The sequence below is a fragment of the Butyricimonas sp. BSD2780061689_150309_C8 genome, assembly GCF_015560935.1.
In the GTDB taxonomy this organism is placed as follows: domain Bacteria; phylum Bacteroidota; class Bacteroidia; order Bacteroidales; family Marinifilaceae; genus Butyricimonas; species Butyricimonas paravirosa.
Genome location: NZ_JADMSV010000010.1, coordinates 1 through 22652, shown reverse-complemented (window position 1 = coordinate 22652; position 22652 = coordinate 1). Strand labels below are relative to the sequence as shown.

15 protein-coding genes, 2 tRNA genes and 1 pseudogene are annotated in these 22652 nt (G+C 38.2%); 12 read left to right on the top strand and 6 right to left on the bottom strand.

Features of this window, described 5'->3' with window-relative positions:
• Positions 1–79 precede the first annotated feature (79 nt).
• Both I2I33_RS09660 and I2I33_RS09655 read right to left on the bottom strand, forming a co-directional pair.
• Positions 80–547 carry a CYTH domain-containing protein gene (locus I2I33_RS09660; protein ID WP_087420183.1) on the bottom strand — a complete coding sequence of 156 codons (468 nt, stop codon included), beginning with the start codon at positions 545–547 and terminating at the stop codon, positions 80–82.
• A gap of 84 nt (positions 548–631) precedes the next feature.
• On the bottom strand, positions 632–3181 hold the full coding sequence (locus I2I33_RS09655; RefSeq protein ID WP_229128256.1) for a prolyl oligopeptidase family serine peptidase: 2550 nt from the start codon (positions 3179–3181) through the stop codon (positions 632–634).
• A gap of 278 nt (positions 3182–3459) precedes the next feature.
• Here I2I33_RS09655 and I2I33_RS09650 point away from each other — a divergent pair, with 278 nt between their 5' ends.
• The 9 genes from I2I33_RS09650 (at position 3460) to I2I33_RS09610 (ending at position 18302) form a co-directional block, all read left to right on the top strand.
• Complete coding sequence (locus tag I2I33_RS09650) at positions 3460–4626, top strand: FecR family protein (protein ID WP_087420184.1); 1167 nt, start codon at positions 3460–3462, stop codon at positions 4624–4626.
• A gap of 86 nt (positions 4627–4712) precedes the next feature.
• Positions 4713–7997 carry a SusC/RagA family TonB-linked outer membrane protein gene (locus I2I33_RS09645; RefSeq protein WP_087420185.1) on the top strand — a complete coding sequence of 1095 codons (3285 nt, stop codon included), beginning with the start codon at positions 4713–4715 and terminating at the stop codon, positions 7995–7997.
• Positions 7998–8001: 4 nt separating this feature from the next.
• Positions 8002–9456, top strand: a complete 1455-nt coding sequence (locus tag I2I33_RS09640; RefSeq protein ID WP_087420186.1) for a RagB/SusD family nutrient uptake outer membrane protein — start codon at positions 8002–8004, stop codon at positions 9454–9456.
• 32 nt (positions 9457–9488) lie between these two features.
• Positions 9489–10235 carry a DUF4843 domain-containing protein gene (locus I2I33_RS09635; RefSeq protein ID WP_087420187.1) on the top strand — a complete coding sequence of 249 codons (747 nt, stop codon included), beginning with the start codon at positions 9489–9491 and terminating at the stop codon, positions 10233–10235.
• A gap of 20 nt (positions 10236–10255) precedes the next feature.
• Positions 10256–11686 carry a PKD-like family lipoprotein gene (locus I2I33_RS09630; RefSeq protein ID WP_087420188.1) on the top strand — a complete coding sequence of 477 codons (1431 nt, stop codon included), beginning with the start codon at positions 10256–10258 and terminating at the stop codon, positions 11684–11686.
• A gap of 86 nt (positions 11687–11772) precedes the next feature.
• Positions 11773–12843 (top strand): TlpA disulfide reductase family protein, encoded by a 1071-nt coding sequence (locus I2I33_RS09625; RefSeq protein WP_087420189.1) that lies wholly within the window; start codon positions 11773–11775, stop codon positions 12841–12843.
• Between the two features lie 10 nt (positions 12844–12853).
• Positions 12854–13672 (top strand): peroxiredoxin family protein, encoded by an 819-nt coding sequence (locus I2I33_RS09620; RefSeq protein WP_162613730.1) that lies wholly within the window; start codon positions 12854–12856, stop codon positions 13670–13672.
• 40 nt (positions 13673–13712) lie between these two features.
• Complete coding sequence (locus tag I2I33_RS09615; RefSeq protein WP_087420191.1) at positions 13713–14936, top strand: amidohydrolase family protein; 1224 nt, start codon at positions 13713–13715, stop codon at positions 14934–14936.
• Between the two features lie 21 nt (positions 14937–14957).
• Entirely contained in the window at positions 14958–18302 is a 3345-nt protein-coding gene (locus tag I2I33_RS09610; RefSeq protein WP_087420192.1) for an ABC transporter permease subunit, read from the top strand.
• A 22-nt stretch (positions 18303–18324) separates the two neighbouring features.
• Here the strand turns inward: I2I33_RS09610 and I2I33_RS09605 are convergent, their stop codons facing one another.
• Entirely contained in the window at positions 18325–18873 is a 549-nt protein-coding gene (locus I2I33_RS09605; RefSeq protein ID WP_087420193.1) for an RNA polymerase sigma-70 factor, read from the bottom strand.
• 388 nt (positions 18874–19261) lie between these two features.
• Between I2I33_RS09605 and I2I33_RS09600 the strand changes: the two genes are divergently transcribed.
• The gene (locus I2I33_RS09600) at positions 19262–19720 is read left to right on the top strand and encodes an SPOR domain-containing protein (RefSeq protein ID WP_051466006.1); all 459 of its coding nucleotides are present in this window, start codon (positions 19262–19264) and stop codon (positions 19718–19720) included.
• A gap of 431 nt (positions 19721–20151) precedes the next feature.
• Here the strand turns inward: I2I33_RS09600 and I2I33_RS20275 are convergent.
• From I2I33_RS20275 to I2I33_RS09585, 3 genes and pseudogenes are all read right to left on the bottom strand, one after another.
• Positions 20152–20799, bottom strand: a pseudogene (locus tag I2I33_RS20275) (cell division ATP-binding protein FtsE); the annotation flags it as partial.
• An 83-nt stretch (positions 20800–20882) separates the two neighbouring features.
• The gene (gene rpe / locus I2I33_RS09590) at positions 20883–21533 is read right to left on the bottom strand and encodes a ribulose-phosphate 3-epimerase (protein ID WP_087420194.1); all 651 of its coding nucleotides are present in this window, start codon (positions 21531–21533) and stop codon (positions 20883–20885) included.
• Positions 21534–21562: 29 nt separating this feature from the next.
• Positions 21563–22075, bottom strand: coding sequence for a gamma carbonic anhydrase family protein (locus tag I2I33_RS09585; RefSeq protein WP_087420195.1), 513 nt, complete (start codon positions 22073–22075; stop codon positions 21563–21565).
• A gap of 253 nt (positions 22076–22328) precedes the next feature.
• Between I2I33_RS09585 and I2I33_RS09580 the strand changes: the two genes are divergently transcribed.
• A tRNA-Gly gene (locus I2I33_RS09580) sits at positions 22329–22401 on the top strand.
• Positions 22402–22412: 11 nt separating this feature from the next.
• Positions 22413–22485 (top strand) — tRNA-Gly (locus tag I2I33_RS09575).
• Positions 22486–22652 lie beyond the last annotated feature (167 nt).

Here is a 22652-nt window from a genome sequence, read left to right as displayed (position 1 = left end):
CCTATATTTTTTTGATGAAAATTTTAAATTTTCGGCAAAGGTATGCTTTTCTGTCGGGAAATCAAAGTATCTAAAAACTTTACCACTTCGTGTACGGATGTTTTGTCAACATGGCGTTATAATACCGGTCATCCCCGGTCACCTCTTTATCAAGCCATGCAGGTTTTATGAAGTTCTCGTTTTCTGTCTTTAATTCGATTTCTGCCATGATCAGACCTTCATTTTCCCCATGAAATTCATCCACTTCGAAGGTGTGTTCCCCGGCTTTTACAAGATAACGGGTTTTGTCGATAACACCGGGTTCGCAGAGTTGTAATAACTCTTCCGCCTCGTTTAAAGGTATTTCTTTTTCCCATTCGTAACGACTGATGCCGGAATGATTCCCTTTTCCCTTGATCGTGAGGAATCCCTGTTCTCCTTTAATTCGCACCCGAACGGTACGTTCCGGTACGGAAGAGAGATACCCCTGCGTGATACGGGTAGATTTGAATACTTCCGGTTTGAATTTCCCTTTCACTAAGAATTTACGTTCAATTTCCTGTGCCATTTTTTTAATAGTAGAATTTAGAATTGAGGATGTAGAATTTAGATGCATTCAATTTTAAATTCTACATCCTCAATTTTAAATTATTTATAAGTTCTTGTCCTTGTACATATTTTCCCACCAAGCGGGTTCACCTTTCAAGTATTTGGCAAAATAAGCCATGATGGTGTTACCCCAGATGATTCGTTGGTTGTAATCCACGACGGCATGATCGGCATTCTTGATTAATACGAGTTCTACGTCTTTGCCCAAGAGTTTCAGCGCGGTGTAGAACTGGATACTTTCACCCGTGGGTACGTTTACATCGGCCGTACCGTGCAACAAAAGCATGGGGGTTTTTACCTTGTCCGCGTTGAATAGCGGGCTTTGATCCACGTAGATGTCCTTTCTATTCCACGGGAAAGCATGAGCCGATGCGTTCGTACTGTAACTATATCCCCAGTAGCCTTCACCCCAGTAACTGGAAATGGAGGAAATTCCGGCATGTGAAATGGCACAAGCGAAGATGTCCGTGCGGGTTTGCAGGTACATGGTTGTGAATCCACCGTAAGAGGCTCCCATGCATCCGACACGTTGTGCATCCACGAAAGGATGTGCTTTCAAGAATGCTTTCGTGCAGGCAATGATTTCGTCTGCCGTGATTTTACCCCAGTTGTTTTGATGACGGGCTGAAAATTCTTGTCCGAATCCGGTCGCACCAGAGGGTTGCATCACATATACAACATACCCATTCGCAGCGTATAGGTTGAATGGCCATCTTCCTCCGAAAGTCCTTTCTACCGGGGTTGTTCCCCCGTAGTAATACACGATCATCGGGTATTTTTTCTTGGGATCGAAATTTGCCGGAAGATAATAGCGTCCGTCTATCGTGGTTCCTTTCTTGTAATTGTAGTCCCAGTCTTTTACTTGTCCGAATTCTATATTTTTGTATTGTTCACCTTGCGGATCGGCCCATTCCTGTGCATTGAGGGTTGTCAAGTCCAAGGTATAGACCCGCGTCGGGTAACTCTCGTCTGAGGCAGTGTAGATCCCGGTATTCCCGTTTTGAGCCAAACTGATCTTTTGTACGAGATCACCCGGACATTCTATTCTCGTGATTTTCCCGTCTTTCCCATACCGGAATAAGTAAACGTAATCGGTATCCCCGGCCACGATATAGATATTCCCGTCGGTGTGCCAGATGTAGTTGGAGACAGCGGGATTGAAATCTTTTGTAATCGGAGTTACTTCTTTGGAATTTAAGTCATAAATGTATAGCTGCGTGTCGTATCCGTTCACGATCTGTCCTTTAGCAATCTTTACCCCGATTTGTCCGAAAGCGTCAGCCGCTCCGGCAATTAATAATTTTGAATCATCGGGAGAAAAGACACATTGAATGTCAACCAGACGGTCTTTCCAGAGCGTGTCAAGTTGATTCGTGCGGGCATTTAACAGGTAGACAGATTGTTTCCGGTACGGGTATTCGTTATAATCCGGTCGTCCGGTGCTGATTAAAATTTGGTTACCATCGTGACTGATGTCCATGATGGAAGTCGTTTGGTTTCCCCAAGTTAAGCGAGTATGTATGCCCGTTGCCAAATCATATTTGCATAGGAAATACCGATTGCGATAATAAGCCTGTCGATCTTCAATCCCGTCGAGTTTGCGGAGTTCCCATTCTTTCGGGGTGTAATTCTCATTTTTGTAATAGATAAGATAACTCCGGTCCGGTGACCACGAGAAAGAACTGATCGTCTGATCGTCCCGGAACAGGCGTTCCAATTTTTGTTGCTCAATGTCGTAGGTGTATAGGGAGTTTCCCGTTCCTTCTTTTATCAGGTAAGACAACTTGTCTTCTCCGGGTATCCAAGTCAAGTTACTGACATTGTTGCCATAGAACGTGTACACGATTTCTTTGTCGGCAATTCTGTACACGTTCGTCATGGAACTGCTTTTACCTTTTATAATCTCACCTTCTGTCATGATCAGGTATTTTCCGCTGGGAGAAACCTGAATCCCTCCGATTCTGGGACCGTTCAGCACGTCCAGTATATTTTTCCCGCGTTTTGGGGATAAGGTAAAATCCACCGGGGCATCCTTGAAATTGGGATCTGCAATAAATTGAGCTGAAAATAGTTTGTCGCTTTCTTGCGTTTGCAAACTTTTCACGATGATGGAGTGTTTTCCCGGAACCCATTGCAAGGCACATTCTTGGTTTACGGCTTCGGTTCCCTTGTGGCTGGTGTACGTGATTTTTTTCACTCCATCCACGTAAACTTCGGCATTCCCGTAAAATGAAAATTGCAGTTTCCCGCTCATCCATTGCGTGTTTTCCGCGTAAACGGCATACAATCCAATTGCCGGAACGGTACTTTTATTTTGGGAGATAACAATGTTATCATTCACGGTTGCAGTTTCCCAAGTCAGAGAGTGATATTGTAGTTCTTGTTCGCCCACGGCAGGGGTTAGGTTTTCGATATTAAACGTGGAAAGAGTTAGTAAATCCGCTTGGGAAAATGTTTTGTTTTCCACGTTTTTCATGTCCCCGAAAGCCGGAAACTCTACCGGAACGGGAGGTAATCCCATCCATTCCCTGACTGTCTGCCCGTGTAACTGCATGGTACAGATCAGCATGAATAAAAATAATAGTTTTCTCATTTTATTGTGTTTTGATCATTTGAATTCTCTTTCGCAAAAATATGGATTATATTTTAACTTGTAACCCCGTTGATTGCATCTTTTGGACTGTTATAAATATCTTTCTTGTAAATCAATGATTTATAAATAGATGCTCTTGTATCAGTTCTACATCTATTGCCAGAAAACGAAGACGCTAACTTGCAAATACAGAGATGATAATAAAAAAGTGAGAAAAAAAGTGATTTTTTTATTACACCAAACGCACCCCAAATCGCTTTAGTATAAAAGCCAAAAAAATGTTAAGCAAAGAAGAACATATAGCCCGGTTGATTTTCCTGCATATACAGGGAATGACGGACAATGCGCAGGAGAAAGAACTGGACGAATGGAGATCGGTTTCCCCGAGGCATGAAGAACTTTTTCAACGAATGTTGTCAAGCGAACACGTGGAAAAAAGTATTTCCCGTTTCGTGAAAACGGAAGAAGAGGAGGAGAGAGGATGGCGGCAACTCCAACAGAAAGCACGATCCGGTCGATCTGTTCGGAAGATAAAATGGTTCCCGTATGCGGCTGCTATTGTGTTAATATTAAGCGTGGGAGGTGTTTTTTATTTTTCCGGGGATAAAGAACAAACCGAAATTCTTCCGATAGCTAAGAATGAGGTGCAAGTTCCCGGTTCCCGGGCCGTTTTGATTTTACCCGATGGGCGTAAAGTTGATCTGGAAAACGAAGTGTTACGTTCTGATCTGGCTCAGAGTGACAGTTTATTATTGGTTAGCGCCAGATCTTTAAAATACAGGGATATTGATTCTCCCGACACGACGGAAATTTTTCACACGTTGGAGATTCCTCGGGGTGGAGAATATTTACTTGCCCTGTCGGATGGTACGATGATCTATTTAAATTCGGAATCAACGTTAAGCTTCCCCGTGAAATTTCAGGGTAAGGAGCGTAAGGTGTATTTAACCGGTGAAGCCTATTTTAAAGTGGCGAAAAATACGGAACATCCTTTTGTAGTGACAGCCGGAGAATTGGAAGTGCTGGTTACCGGAACTACTTTCGGTGTTCGGGCATATAAAGACGAAAAGGATATACAAACCACATTGGAAAGTGGTCGAGTAACGGTAAGGGTGGAAGGTAAAAGTGTGAAGCTTGTTCCGAATAAACAAGTGTTGTTTAATAAATCAACGATGGGGTTGGAAGTTCGGGACGTGGATGTCGATTTGTACTTGGCATGGGCGGACGGACGTTTGGTGTATGATAATTGTCCGTTGGAAAAAATCCTGACCGACTTGGGACGATGGTATAACATTGATGTATTCTATAGTCGGGATGAATTGCGTTCATACCAATTCTCTTTGAACATGAAAAAACACGAAGAATTTACTCAAGTATTAGAATTAATTGGTAAAACCGGAGAAGTACAATTTGAAATAAAAGATAACACGGTTATTGTAAAATAAAAAGTAGCGCTGCTAACACTACTTTTCGTATTTCACTCCCTGTTGGCACAGGGCGTGAGGAATTGTTGAATTCAAAAAACAAAGTTATGAAGAAAATTTCTAATGTCGTCGGGAAGAGGCGGTTTTTATTCCTCCTTTTCTTAATTTTCACAACCCAAATTAGTCTGAATGCGTATTCGCAGGAAAGAAAGATTACGTTTTCATTGAAAAATGCGTCTTTAAAAGAGATTATCAGTGAGATCCGTAAGAATTCTGATTATGATTTCGTTTATCGTGACGTGAATCTGGAATCATTTGCCCGGCAAGATGTTGCTTTTAAAGATGCAACGATTGAACAAATTTTAACGGATTGTCTTAAAGGGACTGATCTCGGTTACGAGATAAATGGTAAGACGATCATTATTCGTAAAAAGGCTGTAAGCCAAGATGCGAATAAATCAAGAGTTATTACAGGTAAAGTTACTGATGAACAAGGAAATATATTACCGGGAGTTACAGTAATGATTAAAGGTACTAGTTTAGGTACTGCAACTAGTCCTGATGGGGAATATAGACTGGAAATTCCTAGTGATGGAGAACAAGTGTTAGTATTTTCTTTCGTGGGAATGAAATCTCAAGAAATTGTTCTTGGCTCGCAAAGTCAAATTAATGTAAAATTGAAAGAAGATGCAGAAGAACTTGAAGATGTAGTTGTTACAGGGTATTTTAATAAATCAAAAGAAAGTTTCACCGGAGCGGTAACATCTGTTAAAAGAGAAGAACTCCGTAAATTTGGTAATGTAAATTTGATAGAGGCTTTGAAGATGGTAGATCCTGCGTTCAAGATAAAAGAGAATAATGCGAGAGGATCGGATCCCAATTCTTTACCGGATTTCTTTGTTAGAGGAGAAAGTAGTTTCATGGGGAATAGTAATATTCCTACTTTTATTGTGGATGGTTATGAGGTGACCTTGCAACGGGTTTTTGACATGGACATGGATCGTATTGAGAGTCTGACGATCTTGAAAGATGCTTCTGCAACAATTCTTTATGGATCTCGTGCTGCCAATGGGGTGGTAGTAATTGAGACCCGGAGGCCCGCTTCTGGTAAGTTTGCTATTTCTTACTCTAATCGGACCAGTTTGTCTATAGCAGATCTGTCTGATTATGATTTGATGAATGCAAAAGAAAAATTAGAATATGAGCAAAAAGCCGGATTATTTGATGATACGAGTGTACCTAGTATGGAAGTCGAAGAGTATATTAAGTCTAATGTTTCGAAAGGGGTTAATACTGATTGGTTAGCCCAACCGGTACGTAATGCCGTATCTCATTCTCATTCTCTTTATCTTGAAGGAGGAAGCGATGCCGTTATATATGGTTTAGGAGCTAATTACAACCGTAATAACGGAGTAATGAAGAAGTCCTACCGGGAAGTTTTAGGTGTTTCATTTGATTTGACTTACCGTGTGAGAGAAAAAATAAATATTCGTAATAGTTTCGAGTTTAGTCAAACAAAAATACAAAATTCACCTTATGGTTCATTTGCAGATTATGCAGCGGCTAACCCATATAACCCAATCTACGGAGATGATGGTAAATTGGTAAAAACTTATCCGGTACATATTGGTGCGGACACAAAGTCAAGCGATCCTCAGTATCAGAATCCTATTTATAATTCAAGATTGCCTTATAAGGATGAGGAAAGCCTTCAAACGATTACAGATAATTTGAAAATTGATTATTTCTTCACACCTACTTTACGATTGATGGGATCAATTTCGTTGACTAAAACAATAGGTACAAGTGATAAGTATGTATCTCCGGAGCATTCTTCCTTTATAAACGAGAGCGATGCCGCTAAAAAGGGAAGTTATAAACAAGGTTTGAATAAAAGTTTTTCCTACAATATAAATACAACATTAAATTATACACTACAAATTGACAAGCACACGCTTTTCTCCGGTATTGGTTTAAATATTGTTGACAATCAATCTTCGGCAAGCAGTTTCGAGGCAACAGGTTTTATGGATGAACGTTTCAATGAAGTACAGTTTGCTGCAACTTATTTAGATGGAGGCAAACCGGGAGGATCGGAAGGAACGGATAGAATGGTCGGTTTTTTCGGGAATATTAACTATTCGTATGATAATCGGTATTTCGCAGATTTTTCCGGACGTATAGATGGCTCTTCTAAATATGGTAAAGATAAGCGTTTTGCTCCTTTATGGTCTGTCGGTGTGGGGTGGAATTTGAATAATGAGAGCTTTTTAAAAGATAACGCTTGGTTGAGTAGATTGACGATAAGAGGTTCTATCGGTTTGACTGGAAATCAGAATTTTGATCCTTATGTTGCACGTACGACATTGGAGTTTAAGGATGGATTTTATTATCAGTCATTGGGGGCTTCTTTTATTACTTATGGTAATGAAAAGTTGGAATGGCAACGGAGTCAAAAAAGAAATATTGGCTTGGATTTAGAGGTCATGCAACGACGTTTGACAATTCGTTTTGATTATTACAATGATTTGACGAGTGGATTGCTATTACCGGTAAGTGTTGCTCCATCTCTTGGGTTTAGTAGTTATACTGAAAATTTTGGAGAACAACGTAATAAAGGTTATGAGTTTGATTTGAATGCCGTGATAATCCGGAAAAAGAATTTTGACTGGGCTGTGAATATCAGTGGAACTCATAATGAAAATAGCATTGAAAAGATCAGTAATGCTTTACGAGCCTTAAATGATGAAAGTAATGCTCTTGAAACGGATCAAACAAAAGCGATTGCCATGTATGAAGAAGGTGAATCTTTGAATGCAATAAAGGTTGTACGTTCTTTGGGAATAAATCCGGCTAATGGAAAAGAACTTTATTTGACTAGAGAAGGGAAAATTACGGAAACTTGGGATTATCGAGATAAAATTGTTGCAGGATGTACGGATGCTAAATTGGAAGGAAATATTGGAACTAATGTAATCTGGAAAAATTTCTCTTTGAATTTGTTATTTAATTATAGTTTTGGAGGACAAGTTTACAACTCAACGTTGGCAGAGCGGGTTGAAGGTGCTGATCCTACAACAAATGCAGATAAACGAGTTTTAGGGGAGAGATGGCAAAAGGTCGGTGATTATACATTTTATAAAAATATTGCAGATCGTTCCGTTTCGAAAGCCTCAAGTCGGTTTGTGCAGGATAATAACTATCTGGAATTAAGTAATATTTCTATTTCGTATCGCTTTGCACCGGAATTATTGAGAAAAGTGGGTGTATCTGCATTACGTTTGGGATTGAATAGTAGCAATCTATTCTATGTGTCTACCGTGAAACGAGAAAGAGGTATTGAATATCCTTTTGCCCGGCAGTTTACATTTTCGTTAAATCTAAACTTTTAATATTATGAGAAAAATAAAATATATCATGCTACTTGGCCTTATTTTATCGTTAGGTGCGTGTAATAAGTGGTTGGATGTGGAGCCACTCGGACAAGTAGATGCAGAAAAGATGTTTGAGGACGAGAAGGGATGTTTACAGACCTTAACCGGAACCTATATGTTACTTACTTCCCAAGAGGCATACGGAGAAGAATTGACACTTGGCTATGTTGATGAAATTGTGAGGTATTGGAATAAAATTAGTAAAGCGTATGAGTTTGATTATCAAGATGCAACTCTTGTTGGTCGATTCGATGGAACGTGGAAAAAAATGTATGAAGCCATAGCTAATACTAATTTGTTGTTACAGAACCTGAAAGACAGTGATAAAGAAAAATTTGAAAATTATGATTTGATTAAAGGAGAAGCCTTAGGACTACGTGCTTACATTCATTTAGACTTGTTACGCTTGTTTGGTCCTGTATTGAAGGAAGGATTGAATCAGAAGTCGATACCTTACAGGGAAGAGTTTACCAACCAACTTGTTACATTTATGACAGCAGAAGAGGTTCTGGGGAAGATTGAAAAAGATCTGCTTGAAGCGTATACTCTATTGGTAAATGACCCGATTAAAGAATATGGACGGCAAGCAAATAAAAATTTGGAGAATAAGGATTTGGCTTTCCAATTCAGAGGTGTTCGCATGAATTATTATGCTGTTTGTGGAACTTTAGCCCGTTTTTATCAGCTAAAAGGAAATGAATCAGAAGCGTTAAAGTATGCCAAGGAGATTATTGACGCAACAGAAATTTTCCAATTATTGAAACGAGATGATATTATGGATAGCAGAGGGCCTAATCTGATGTTTGAACGAGAATTGATATGGGCACTTCATGACGAAAAAATAGAATCAAAAATGGGGTATCAGCTTTATTTTTCATATAAATATAAAATAGATATGCCATCTAGAGAATTTATTTATGAGACAAACGGTTATGGAAGTGTAGAAGATTATCGTAGAGTATATTGGTGGCAGGAGGTGAAGTTATCTACAGCTTTTTGGGTTCTGGGTAAATATGCTCGTACTTATGAAAATAATACCGCAGGGTCTACTGTTACAAGAAAAGATATTACTGTGTGGGAAAAATTATTACCTATGATTCGGTTGTCTGAAATGTATTATATTGCTGCTGGGGCAAATTTAGAAACGAATACTCCTGAAACTTATCGATTACTGAATGAAGTGCGAGTTTCACGTAATCTTACTCCACTGCCTGAAGAGTTGAAAAATAATAAAGCTGTTTTGGCAGAACAAATCATGTATGAGTATATGAAGGAATTTTGGGGAGAGGGAAAACTATTTTATGAGTATAAGCGCCAATACCGGGATATAATTACTAGAGAAGGTAATATAAGAGCTTCCCGTGCATTATTTGAGTTGCCGATCCCGGATAGTGAATTAGAACACGGAGGGAATTAATAAGGTTTTTATTTATTGATAAACTAAATACAATGAAGAAATTACATTATATATTATTGGGTATCATTTTCGCATCCATGTTTGCATGTAGCGAAGCTGATAAAGAAATGTTTAAAGGCCCCGATTCAATATGTTTTCGTATCCCGCAAACCAGTGATGATATAGATGAATACAGGAAGTTGGATTCCAGTTTAATTTTCCGTGAAGATACAGTGGTTTATTCATTCGCTTTTGATATGGAAGCGACAGAACGTACGATTTGTATTCCCGTTCAAATTGGCGGTATGGCTGCAGATCATGAAAGGAAATACATGGTAGAGGTTGAAGAATACAATGGAGCTCAAGCTGGGGTTCATTACGAGGCAATTAATAAGGAACAAATTTTGAGTACTGGAAAAACGACAGATTCATTGTGTATAAAATTTTTCCGTCGTGATATGGATAAAGTAGCTCGGAAGATTGGTTTGAGAATTAAGACAGGTGGAGATTTTATCGAAGGGACTCAGGAACGTTTGTTTGTGGCAGTTCAGGTTTCAGACATCTTGGAAAAACCATCTTGGTGGAATGATTGGAGTGATTGTTTTGGAACCTATCATCCGATAAAATTCCGAGAATGGATTAAAATGTATGGTGGAACAGGTGATTTAACCGGAAAACGACCGGATTGGTGGGTTGCTCCCTTGGAATTGACCTTAGTTTTGGAATTAAAAGATTTGTTTGAACGAGAAGAATTCTATGATGAAAATAATGTACGTTTAACCATTCCGTGTACGCATTAAACCAATTAAAGATTAACACTATGAAAAAATGTTTATATATATTTATTGTCTTATTTTGGGCAATCGGATGTGCGGATGATGATGGAAATTACTCATATTCGACTGTAAATGAGATTGGAATTGACAGTATCAAAGAATTATATACGATTGATCAGTTTGATATATTGGAAATAGAACCTTACTTGAATTTCAAAATAGGAAATACAGAAGATTTGAGTTTTGAATGGAAAGTGAATAACAATGTTATTTCCACTTCACGGATTTGTGATGGGATGGTTACGGAAGATCCGACTCCTTCTGGTAGTGCTGGCTATACGGCTTTTTTGTGTGTAACGGATAATGCCACGAATTTAAAGTATTACAAATCTTTTACCGTAAGAGTGGGGACGGCTTATACAAATTCACTTTATATCTTAAGTGAAAATGCGGAGGGGAATGCTAAATTGTCGATGCAACGGAGAGATCGATCAAAGGCTCCATTAATTCATGATGTATTTGAAACAGCTAATCCGCTTTTAGGAAGTTTGAGTAAACAACCTAAACAAGTGTATTATTACAATAACAACTTTGTAATACTTTGTGCTGAAGGGGATCGAAAAATGGTAGCTATGAATCCTAAAACGATGAAGTTAGAGAGAATTTATGGGGAAGAGGTTATTAAAGGTGAGTATTCAGGGACATTTACCCCTCAAAGTATGAAACTTTATATGGGAGGAATGATTGTTGCGAAAGAAGGATTGTTCGGATATAATTATATGAGTAATCAAGCATTGATGCGTCCGGTGGCAGGAAGTCATGATTTTGCCCCGTGGGTTGATGGAAATATGACAATGGATGCTTATATGTGGGTTACTTATGATAATTCTGATTATCAGTTTGTGAGATTACATAATGGATCCGGTGCATTGTATGATGAAATAATTCCTATCACCACGGATAAGTTTTCAACAGAAGGACAGAAATTCTTGACAGCGGGACATTACGGATATGACGAGTTACGTCCCGTGCTTTACAATACGGAAGAAAAGAAAGCTTATTTCTATCGTTTGAAAATGATTGCGGACGAGTGGGATATGGTTACTTTTTTGCCAATATGGGAATTTTCGTATGAAAAGATTATGGAACGAGAGAACTTGATAGATGAAAACTCTATAAGTGTATTGGGAATGAACTCTCTCTATTGGTTTATTGCTAATGGAAGTAAAATAGTAAGGATGCATGGAGATGGAGGGGAAATTCGTGATTTATTTACGGTTCCTAATGGAGTTGTAGTGGATATGTTATTGGATGCTAAAGAAGAACGATTGTTTGTAGCTTCAAGCGATGGGGTGAATAGTTGGGTGTATGTTCTTAGTACATTGGTCAATGATTTTGGAGCACAAAAAGAAGAACCTTTACAAATGAGTGGTAAAATCGTTTCTATGGCAAGAACAGGAAGCTGGACTTACTAACACATAATTGAATACATAATTGAAGGGAGGAATGTGATGGAATTATTTGCCATACAGGCCTCCCTTTTTATATCTAAATATAAACTATGAAAACAATCATTAGTTTCATGTTAGGAATGACATGTTTGGCATGCACGTCTTCTGATTCTTACGTTCTTCGGGGAACGTTACCAGAAAATAATAATGTGAAAGAAATCTATTTGCTTTCTCGTGAAGGGAAAGGTGCTGATACACTTGCTCGATGTTTCGTGCAAGCGAATGGTGATTTTGTTTTAAAAGGTAAAGCTGAAAATCGTTTACTTTATTTAAATATAGGTAACCGAGGAGGACGAATTTATTTTTACCCGGAAGTAGGTAGATATCTATTAGAACAAGGAGAAGATGGGGTTCAAATTATTAGTGAACAAGAAGGTGTTCAGTCTAAATTAAATGTTCATTTAAAGAAAATAGAAGAAAATGCAAATGCTATGCGCTCTGTTCAAAAAAGAATGGCAGAGACAGACGAGGAAAAATTAGGAGAGGAGAATGAGCAATTATGGAACGAGGGCAACGATTTGCTTGTAAATATGATCGCTGACTTTAAGGAAACACCTATGGCAGCAATGTTAGTTGCTGATTATATGTGGATTTTTAGTTCTGATTTTAAACTCTTTAAACGAGGTGTTGAGGCAATGGGGAATGGGCCGGAATCTGATGTAAGAAATGAAATTGTAAAGAAATATGAGGAAATGAAACAGAAGCAACTTACAGGTAAAGCACCGGAGTTTACATTACCAGATATGGAGGGAAATATCGTGAAACTTTCGGATTATAAAGGAAAGTATGTTTTGGTCGATTTTTGGGCCTCTTGGTGTAAACCTTGTCGTGTAAAAGCGAAAGAGTTGAAAAAGAGGCATGCTCAGTTGAAAGAGTTAGGGATAGAGGTAATAGGAATCTCTTGCGATGAAAATAAAGAACAATGGTTAAAGGCAATCAAAGAAGACCAACCTACATGGATACAGTTACGGATAGACGAAGAGATTAACGGGAGTGACACGGCCGATGATTATAAGGTTGAGTTTATTCCAACTTTGTACTTGATTTCTCAGGAAGGTGAGATTTTGGAAAAGAATCCGAGTTTGGATGAAATAGAGATGATGGTGAATGAGCATTTATAATGTTAATATTATGAATACATTAAATTTTCGCATAAAGTTTTTTTTATTTTGTAGTATAATTGAAATATATTTCATTCAAGATGTTTATTCTCAAGGAATAAAAAATAGGAAAGAGATTATATCGTATGCTGATTCTACTTTTTTAGAGATTAAGGGGGATTTATATGAACCTAAAGTAATATGGGAAAATGAGGCTATTTATTTGAGAGCTTTACATCGAATGGAACAATTGTTATTCTTGGAAAATGAACGTTTATGTTGGAATATCAAGAATGGAGTAGAAATTAAAATATCAGAGAATATTTTTCAATATATAGTTGATGCTTGGCAGAATCAGAATAAAATGGTGGAATCTGGAAATTTTGGAATTGTTCTTGAAGGGGGTCGATATGTCGTAAGAAGTAAAAAAGTTTTAGAAGAGGAAACAAAGAAGTTGACAGGTAAAGCTCCAGAGTTCAAATTACCAGATATGGAGGGAAACATAGTGAAACTTTCAGATTATAAAAGTAAGTATGTTTTGGTCGATTTTTGGGCTTCTTGGTGTAGACCCTGTCGCATAAAGTCTAAAAAGTTAAAAGAGAAACATTCTCGGTTAAAGGAATTGGGAATAGAGGTAATCGGTATTTCTTGCGATGAAAATAAAGTACAATGGTTAAAAGCGATCGAAGAAGACCAACCTACATGGATACAGTTACGGATAGACGAAGAGATTAATGGGAGTGACACGGCTGATGATTATAAGGTTGAGTTTATTCCAACTTTATATTTGATTTCTCCGGAAGGAGTAGTATTAAGTAAAAATCCAAATCTTGACGCAATAGAAACATGAGTACAAGATTCTATAATAAACTATTAATTAGAAAGATAAAATGTTGAAAAAATTATTTAGTTGTATCGTGGTCATTTTGTGTGTTGCCTGTGTTACAAACGGACAAAATGCGAAACTCTATAACGTGAATATTGTGGATGTAGAAAATGGGAAAGTTATTCCGGGTATGACCGTTTCATTGAAAAATGGAAAGATTGATAAGATTAAGAAAGCAAAGAAAAAGATAAAAGAAGGTCAGACTGATTACACGGGACTCTTTTTAATGCCGGGATTAATAGATTCGCATACGCATTGGGGAAGTTTTAGTGTCACGCCCCAGTACATGCAAAGCATGGCGGATTCTTATATTGCAGATGGGGTGACAACGGTACGGGATGCCGGGGGAGACGCTCGAATCGTGAGACGCTATGAGGCAAAACAGGACAGTGGAAAGATTATTGGACCGAAAGTATATATTTCATCATTTTGGGCAGGACCGAAGTATTACGGGAAAGGAGTCCGGCAGGATACTCGAGGTTACGAGACCGTGAATGCTCCTTGGAGCCAGGAAATTACGGATAGTACGAGTTTAGAGCATTTGGAAAAGATTATTATAGAAGCAAAGGGATATGGTTGTACGGGACTTAAATTATATAATGATATTTCTTATGAAATGTTGAAAAAAATCGTTCCATTGTGTCATAAACATGGCGTCAAACCTTGGGGGCACTTTGCAACGTTTCCGGCAACTGCGATGGACGTGATAAAAGCAGGGGTTGAAACCGTATCTCATACTTATCTAATTGATGGAATGGAAGGTTTTACTCCGGAATTTAAGGCAAAACGTTTTACTCCGGAAGAAATTGAACGAAGAGATTCTATTTTTAGAGAAATGGCCCGGAGGGGTACAATCTTAGATGCTACAGTAAAAATATGTATGGAAGGTAATATGGAATTTGCAGCCCGTTACACGAATGAAGCATATCGGGCCGGAGTAAAAATAGCTGCCGGAACGGATTGGGTACACATGGAAGGGGAGTGCATGAGATCAGCTTTCCTAGATGAATTGGATCTTTTGGCAGATTCGTGCGGGATGAGTATTCCGGATGTCTTGCGAGCAGCAACAACTGTTGGGGCTGAAGTGATCGGACAGGTTGGAAGTGTGGGAGTTATTCGGGAAGGTGCAGATGCGGATTTACTCGTGCTGAAGACAAATCCCCTAGAGTCATTAAAAGCTCTTCGGCAGCGAGTTGCTTTGTATTTGAATGGAAAGGAAATAAAATAATGATCATAAAACACGGAAATTATGGAAATCAATACTTTAAAATTAGTGGCTCTTCAAGAAATTAAACAGATACGAAGGAATTGGTTATTCATTTTTTTCGTGTTTATTGTTATTGCCGGGATGTCTTTTTTACAAATAGTACTACAATCATCAGGTATTTCTCACAATTTGCGGGCGTTACCTTGTTCTGTTCCCTATTTGAATGCTTTATTTTATAATTTCTTGCAATGTTTATTTGTCATTTTTATCACGGGGGATTTTATTCATCGGGATACGCGGAAAGACACGATTGCGGCAATTCAAACTCGGGCTTATGAAAACAAGGAATATCTTTTAGGTAAAGTGATAGGTATTGTGTTGGTATTTTTTTGTTTGAATATATTTACGGCTTTTGTTGTCGCTGTTTTTCAATTGGTGACTAATTATACCACTTTTGATTTCTTTCCTTATATTTTCTACCTGTTCACGTTGACGTTTCCAACGTTGCTGTTTATAACCGGATTGTCATTGTTCGTGCATAGTGTTATCAGATCTTTCTTTTTAGCTATTGTTTGTTTGGTAGGGTATTGTGTTTTTGATGTGTGTGTACTGACAAATATTTATCAAGGTGTGTTTGATATGTTTGCTTTAAGACTTCCGAATGTGTTTTCTCAAGTAACTGGACACGTGGAATTGTTTCCTTATCTTGTACAACGGTTGACTTTTGCTTGGGTTGGTATTGCGCTTGTTTTATTCGCTGTGGCACGCATGAAACGTATTCCGGGAAATACGGATGCTTTTCGTCATGCGGTTTTGTCCGGATGCATTGTGTTTATTGTAGGGATTTTATCAGGATATATTTATTGTCATTATTATTTTCAAGAACAAAAAGTAAGGCAAGAGTATGTGGAATTATATGGAGAAATTCAAGGAAAATATTCTGGTTTGAATATTATTGAACAGCATATTGTTTATCAACAGGAGGGGAAGAGAATGAAAGTACGGGACTCGCTACTTGTCGAGAACGTGGGAGAGGGATTGCTGGATGAATTTGTACTTTATTTGAATCCGGGTTTGACAATTACCGGATTGACTTGTGAGGATCGAGTTATCTCACATGAACGGGAAGAGCAAGTTTGTAAAGTTAAATTACCCATGAGAAAAGGAGAACATGTTACTTTAGTTATGGAATACGAAGGTAAGATTGATGAAAGAGTATGCTATCTGGATATAGATGAAAAAGTGTATCACGATGCTTTTTGGGGAAATTGCCTGATGGGATATGGACGGCATAAGGCCATTTTAGAGGAAGATTTTACTCTACTGACACCTGAATGTTTGTGGTACCCGGTAAGTACTCCTCCCGTGTTTCCCGGCAAATCGAATGTTACAGATCGGATGTTTTCGGAGTATCGGTTGACCGTTGTCAATAGAGAAGGTTTTACTGCAATATCACAAGGGGAACCTTTGAAGCAAGAAAATACCACTATATTTATAAATGACCATGCTTTGTCGGGAGTATCCTTGTGTATCGGAAAATATCAAACCCATACAATTCCGTTAGACAGTATGAGTTTTGAAATGTATTACTTTAATAAGCAGAGTATGCTTTATCGGGAATGTGATGGAGCGTTAGAAGCAGTAAGTGAGGGGATTCAAAATGCGTGGGATGAAATGGTTCGTGGACAATTTATGAAATACTCTTTTCCGAATATGAAGATTGTTGAGGTTCCTGTGGCATTTTGTTCATATTTAAGGGAATGGAAAGAGGGAAGTGAATTTGTTCAACCGGGTATTATATTTAGACCGGAAAATCTGTGTGACAAAATTTTTACGACTCCATTACAAGAATATATTACCACCATTAAAAAATTTGATAAAGAACAGACAGAGGAAGAAATGATAAAAGGAGTATTAACTGCGACTTGGGCCATGGATTTTGGAAAACGGACGAATGATATGTCTTTACCTTCTGTTATAAAATCTCTATTATCTAAATTGTCTGTAATTGGAGATAAACGAAATTTGTATTCTCTCGTACCGATGTTTACCGATTTTACGGGATATATGGTTTCAGATAAATTTCCTAATGTAAATAATATTTTTCAGACGATGTTTGAGGATGAACCGTTTGAATTACGTATGGAATTTTACGGACAGGAGATCGAAAAGGAGAGAAAAGCTGAACAGTTATTGGCTCGTAATAGTTTAAAAGAGATACTCGACAATTGTGATGACATGTTGTTATTAGATCCTGTGTTACAAGTGAAAGGACGTTACTTAAAGAAGAAGTTATTTGCAATGGTGAATCCTGACGAGTTTCAGAAGTTCATGGTGGATTTTAAACAGAGATATAAATTTAAACATATCCCGTTTTCTTGTTTTACAGAAGAAATGAATATGACCTTTGGAATAAATATGGAAGATATGATGCAGGAGTTATATGATTCTGACGGAATTCCTTGGTTTTACGTGAAAGATATTAAACAACAAAAGTTTGGAGAGGGATATGTCCTGTCATTTGATGTTTGGAATACATCCGAAAGTGAAGGCGTGATTTCTTTGTATACGGCGAGGAGAGAAGAATATATGCAATTTCGTGAATTTAAGAATATTGTTGTGGAGGGAAAAACGTGTAAACATTGGAATGTATTTTTACCTGATCGGGTTGATGGAATTGGTATTTCGACAAATATGGCTATGAATCTGCCTAACATGTGTTTCCGGTATTTTAACGGAGAACCGGAAGAGGTTGAGAAATTGAATGAGGTACAGTTAGATCAAGCCTCGTTTCTACCAGGTAAAAACGAAATTATCGTGGATAATGAAGATGACGGATTCCGGGTTGTTGAAAAGAAAGCCCAGAAATTTCAGAGACAAGATGCTGAAAAGTATATGCACTCAACGTATATCACGATGGAAGATTTTCCAGTGTGGAAAGCTTCAATTAATCCGGAAGCTTATGGTAATCCCTATCAAAGTTTTCACTTCAAAAAGAGTGGGAAAGAAACGAGTTCGGTAGAATGGAATGCCAATCTTCCGGAAACGGAAAAATATGAAGTATTCGTTCACCATTTGAGTTTGAATTTACGATTCCAGTTTACTCAAGAGACGTTCTCTTATTATTACACGTTAGAACAAGGAGATTTTAAAGCTGATATTCGTGTTGATTTAAATGTTACGGGAGATCGGAAGGTTATCATGACCGATAACACTGGACGGGAAGATGAGAGTCTTTTCGGAACAGAAGTTCGGAATGCACCCATGTGGGTTTCCATTGGGGAGTTTGATTTTAAAGCGGGGGAGGCGAAAATCACCCTTTCCAGTCAAGGGGCATTTCCCGGACAACTGATTTTTGCGGATGCGGTGAAGTGGGTAAAAAAATGAAAGAGAAATATAAGAGTCTATTTCAGATATACATCAAGAAGGAAAGCACGTGTTTCAATCTTTCACGCATATAGTGATTAGCATTGTTCTTGTGCTTTTTCACTGTATTTATCGATATGTCCAGTAACTGGGAAATTTCTTCATGAGATTTCCCATGAAGACTGAGTTGGTACACTTCTCGGCAAGAAGGGGAGAGTTCGTTAAAGACGGTTTGGATCATCTGGAAAACTTCTGATTCGACGATGTTTTCCAGAAAGAATTCTTGATCTTCTTCTTCGAGAACAATTTTCTCGGCATATCGATTCGCAATGTTTCTGCGACGGATGGTATCGACAGAGAAACTACGTACGATTTTGTATAAATAAGCTTTTATCGTGCTTTCTGTTTTAAATTCGTTCCTTTTTTCCCACAAATTGAGAAAGGCATCTTGTACTACATCTTCAATGGTCGCATCATCATCTACATATTTAGCTGAGAAATAGCGCAATGTTGATGCGTATTTGTCATATAAATAGCGGAAAGCTTTATCGCTGTCTTGTCCCCAGAAATTTGTTGTTATTTGACTTTCCATGTAAATGCCGTATCTTTAAACCAACGATTAATAATAGTAAAAAGTACTGATTTCGTTATGATAAGACCAAATACTAACTAGAGCCTCTTTCACACTGAGAATAAAAAAATTAATAAAAACATAATTTCATGTGAAAATAACCATTAATAACCTATATTTGTATGATTATTAATCGTTCGTTTTTTGATAGGAGGATTATGTTTGTTTTGGTATATTGTTATAACAATTAATAATAGCCTAGAAGGGTAAGGTGTGTTAGATTTATCTGTGTTTTCCTCTTTTTACGTTCATGTAAGAAAAAATCTTTTTTATTCCAATCCAATTCTCATGTATTATCACTAAATTTGTCTTTTTAATATAAGATTGATAACATTAAAAATTGGGAAAAATGAGAATTATTGTATCTGTAATTTTATTGGCATTTATCACTGTCAGTTGCGGTACTAACAAACGTGTTTACGCACCACCTTTTGAGGAAGAAGAGACAGAGACTGTTGTAGTGAAAGAAAACGTGCAAACCACGGCACAAAATCCCACAAAGAAAACTGAAAATACAAAACCTGTCGTTTCTCGGGAAGAGAATGTAACTATGACTCACGGGGACGTGTTGAAACGTTATAACGTGATTGTCGGCAGTTTTTCAAACGTGGATAATGCTTTGAAATTACAGGCGAAATTGAACGGGATGGGTTATCACAGCATTATCATGAAGAATAGTGCAGGGATGAGTCGGGTAAGTATTGCTGGATTTGACGAAGAGGCATCCGCTCGTGAAGAATTATTAAAAGTTCGTGAACAATATCCGGAATTTGCTGATGCATGGTTGTTGATTTCCAAGCAAAACTAAAATACGAGATAAAGATGATATAAAAGGTCGGCTAAATGCCGACCTTTTAAGTATCATATCAATTCAAATCCCACAATATCAGGACCGTTATCATCTTTTTTCTTCGTTTCATCATTTTCAGATAAGACATTTTCTTCGGAGGTATCCCGTGGTTCTTCCGTTATTTTTTCTTCTATTAATACTGTTGTGGGGGCTGTAGTTTCAGACTCCTCTATTACGGGTGTAATTTCTTGCCCTTCTTGTAAAGTCGGTTCGGTGTGAGAGAGAATTTCCGGATCTTCATTTAAAGAAATAACTTCATGTACAACTGTTGGTTCCTCTATCTCTTCCGTAGGACTCTCAATATCAATAACGGAATTTTCTGAGATGATTGTTGTCATGGCTGCTTGGTTTTCTGCAAACGAAAAATCTTCTTGAAGAACACCGTTTTCACATCGGAATACTTTTCCTGGAAAATGTTTTATTAGGTCATATTGGTGAGTGGCGATAACGACAGTCTTGCCACTATCGCAGATGTCTTTCAATAGTTCAACCAATCGATAAGAAGTTTCCGGGTCAATGTTTCCGGTAGGCTCGTCAGCCAGGATGATAGGAGGGGCATTTAGCAATGCTCGGGCAAGTACGATGCGTTGTTGTTCACCGCCGGACAATTGGTGTGGGAATTTATCTCGTTTGTCAGGAAGTCCGACTTTATCCAACACGTCGTTTATCCTTTCCTTGATTGCTTTCTTATCTTTCCAGCCTGTGGCTTTCAGCACGAATTCCAAGTTTGCGTAAACATTCCGGTCTGTCAGTAATTTAAAATCCTGGAACACGATCCCGCATTTGCGTCGTAAGTAAGCAATTTGTGATTTCTTGATCTTGCTCAGTTGGTAACCGGCAACTTCTCCTTTACCGTAAATAAGGGGGAGTTCGGCATATAATGTTTTGAGCAAAGACGTTTTTCCGCTCCCGACTTTACCGATCAGGTAAACGAATTCACCTTCTTTGATCTCTAGGGATACATCTTTGAGAATCGTGTTTTTTTGTTGCCGGATGACGGCGTTTTCCAGTTTTATAATTGCTTCCACCTTATTAATTTTAGATTTAATGATTTTGGATTTTAGATTCCAACCGCACAAGGTCACCGTTTTGTAATCACTGAATCTTTTCAATTTTCCATTTATAGTTCCTTTAGTCCTTTGATGTTTGCTTCCGGATCGGGAGAGTTGAAAACGAAACTACCTGCTACCAGGGCATCGGCTCCGGCATTTACCAAGCGTTTTCCGGTTTCGAAATTAACCCCGCCGTCAATCTCGATAAGGGTATGGGAGTTGGATTCCATAATCAATTTCTTCAGTTTGTCAACTTTATTGATAGTCTGTTCAATGAAAGACTGTCCCCCGAACCCCGGATTTACACTCATTAATAAAACAACATCAATATCCTCGATAACATCTTCCAATAGAGAGACCGGGGTATGTGGGTTCAGTGAAACCCCGGCTTTCATGCCCTGTGCTTTTATTTGCTGGATAGTGCGGTGCAGGTGAGTACACGCTTCGTAATGCACGGTTAATATGTCTGCTCCGGCTTTATGAAAAGCCTCCACGTAACGTTCCGGTTGCACAATCATTAAATGTACATCCAGTGGTTTCGTGGCCATTTTCTTTATCTGGGAAACTACTGGAAGTCCGTAAGATATATTAGGGACAAATACGCCATCCATGATATCCAAGTGAAACCAATCGGCTTGGCTATGGTTGACCATTTCAATATCTTTTGATAGATGCAGAAAATCTGCAGATAATAGCGAGGGAGAAACAATAACGCTCATTTTAAAGAGTTTAAAATTTAGAATTTAAATTATTTGTACCAGCTAGCATACATGGAATAGGAATTCACGATTCTTTCCACTTCGTCACGTAAGAGTTCCGGACCCATTTGTTTCAATTTTTTAGCGGGAGCCCCGGCATATACCCAACCGGATTCAACAACAGTACCTTTCGTCACCACACTACCGGCTGCTACGATGGAATTACTTTCAATGACAGCGTTGTCAAGAACGATAGCTCCCATGCCGATCAGTACGTTATCATGAATCGTGCATCCGTGAACCACGGCATTGTGGGCGATAGAAACGTTATTCCCGATATTGGTCGGAGATTTTTGATAGGTAGCGTGTATTGTTGCGTTATCTTGAATGTTTACTTTGTTGCCTATTTTAATATAATGTACATCACCTCTCAGAACAGCTCCGTACCATATACTACAATCGTCACCCATCTCCACGTCGCCAATAACAGCGGCATTTTCAGCTAAAAAACAATTCTTACCGAATTTCGGCGTGTGTCCATTTAATTCTCTGATTATTGCCATAATATAATTGAAAATTGAGAGTTGAAAAATGGAAAATGAAATTCAATTTTCAACTTCCCGGTTTGTAAACTAATTTAACGTGTCGAAATTACGAAATATATGGCAGAAAACAAGAGGGGATGGTCTTTTTAAAGATTTCATTCTTGAGGCTGGAAAAATTTCTCTGATTTTTTTTGCTTTTAGAAAAAAGGTGTTACTTTTGCATCGCAGTCGGGAATAACCCACGGCAGAGTTCTTAATTGGAATAATAAATGCGAAAATAGCTCAGTTGGTAGAGCATAACCTTGCCAAGGTTAGGGTCGCGGGTTCGAGTCCCGTTTTTCGCTCGCTTTTAAATGCGAAAGTAGCTCAGTTGGTAGAGCACGACCTTCCCAAGGTCGGGGTCGCGGGTTCGAGCCCCGTTTTTCGCTCGTCGCTTGAAACGTGTCAATTATTTGGCACGTTTTTTTTATTCAATTCATATTCCGATTCCCTGTTTGGGCGCATGGTAAAAAAAGATGGATAGTGTTTCAAAAAGTGTGTATTTTCCTTCTTTTCTCATGCATGCAAAATTATAAATAGTTCAATAAAATAATCT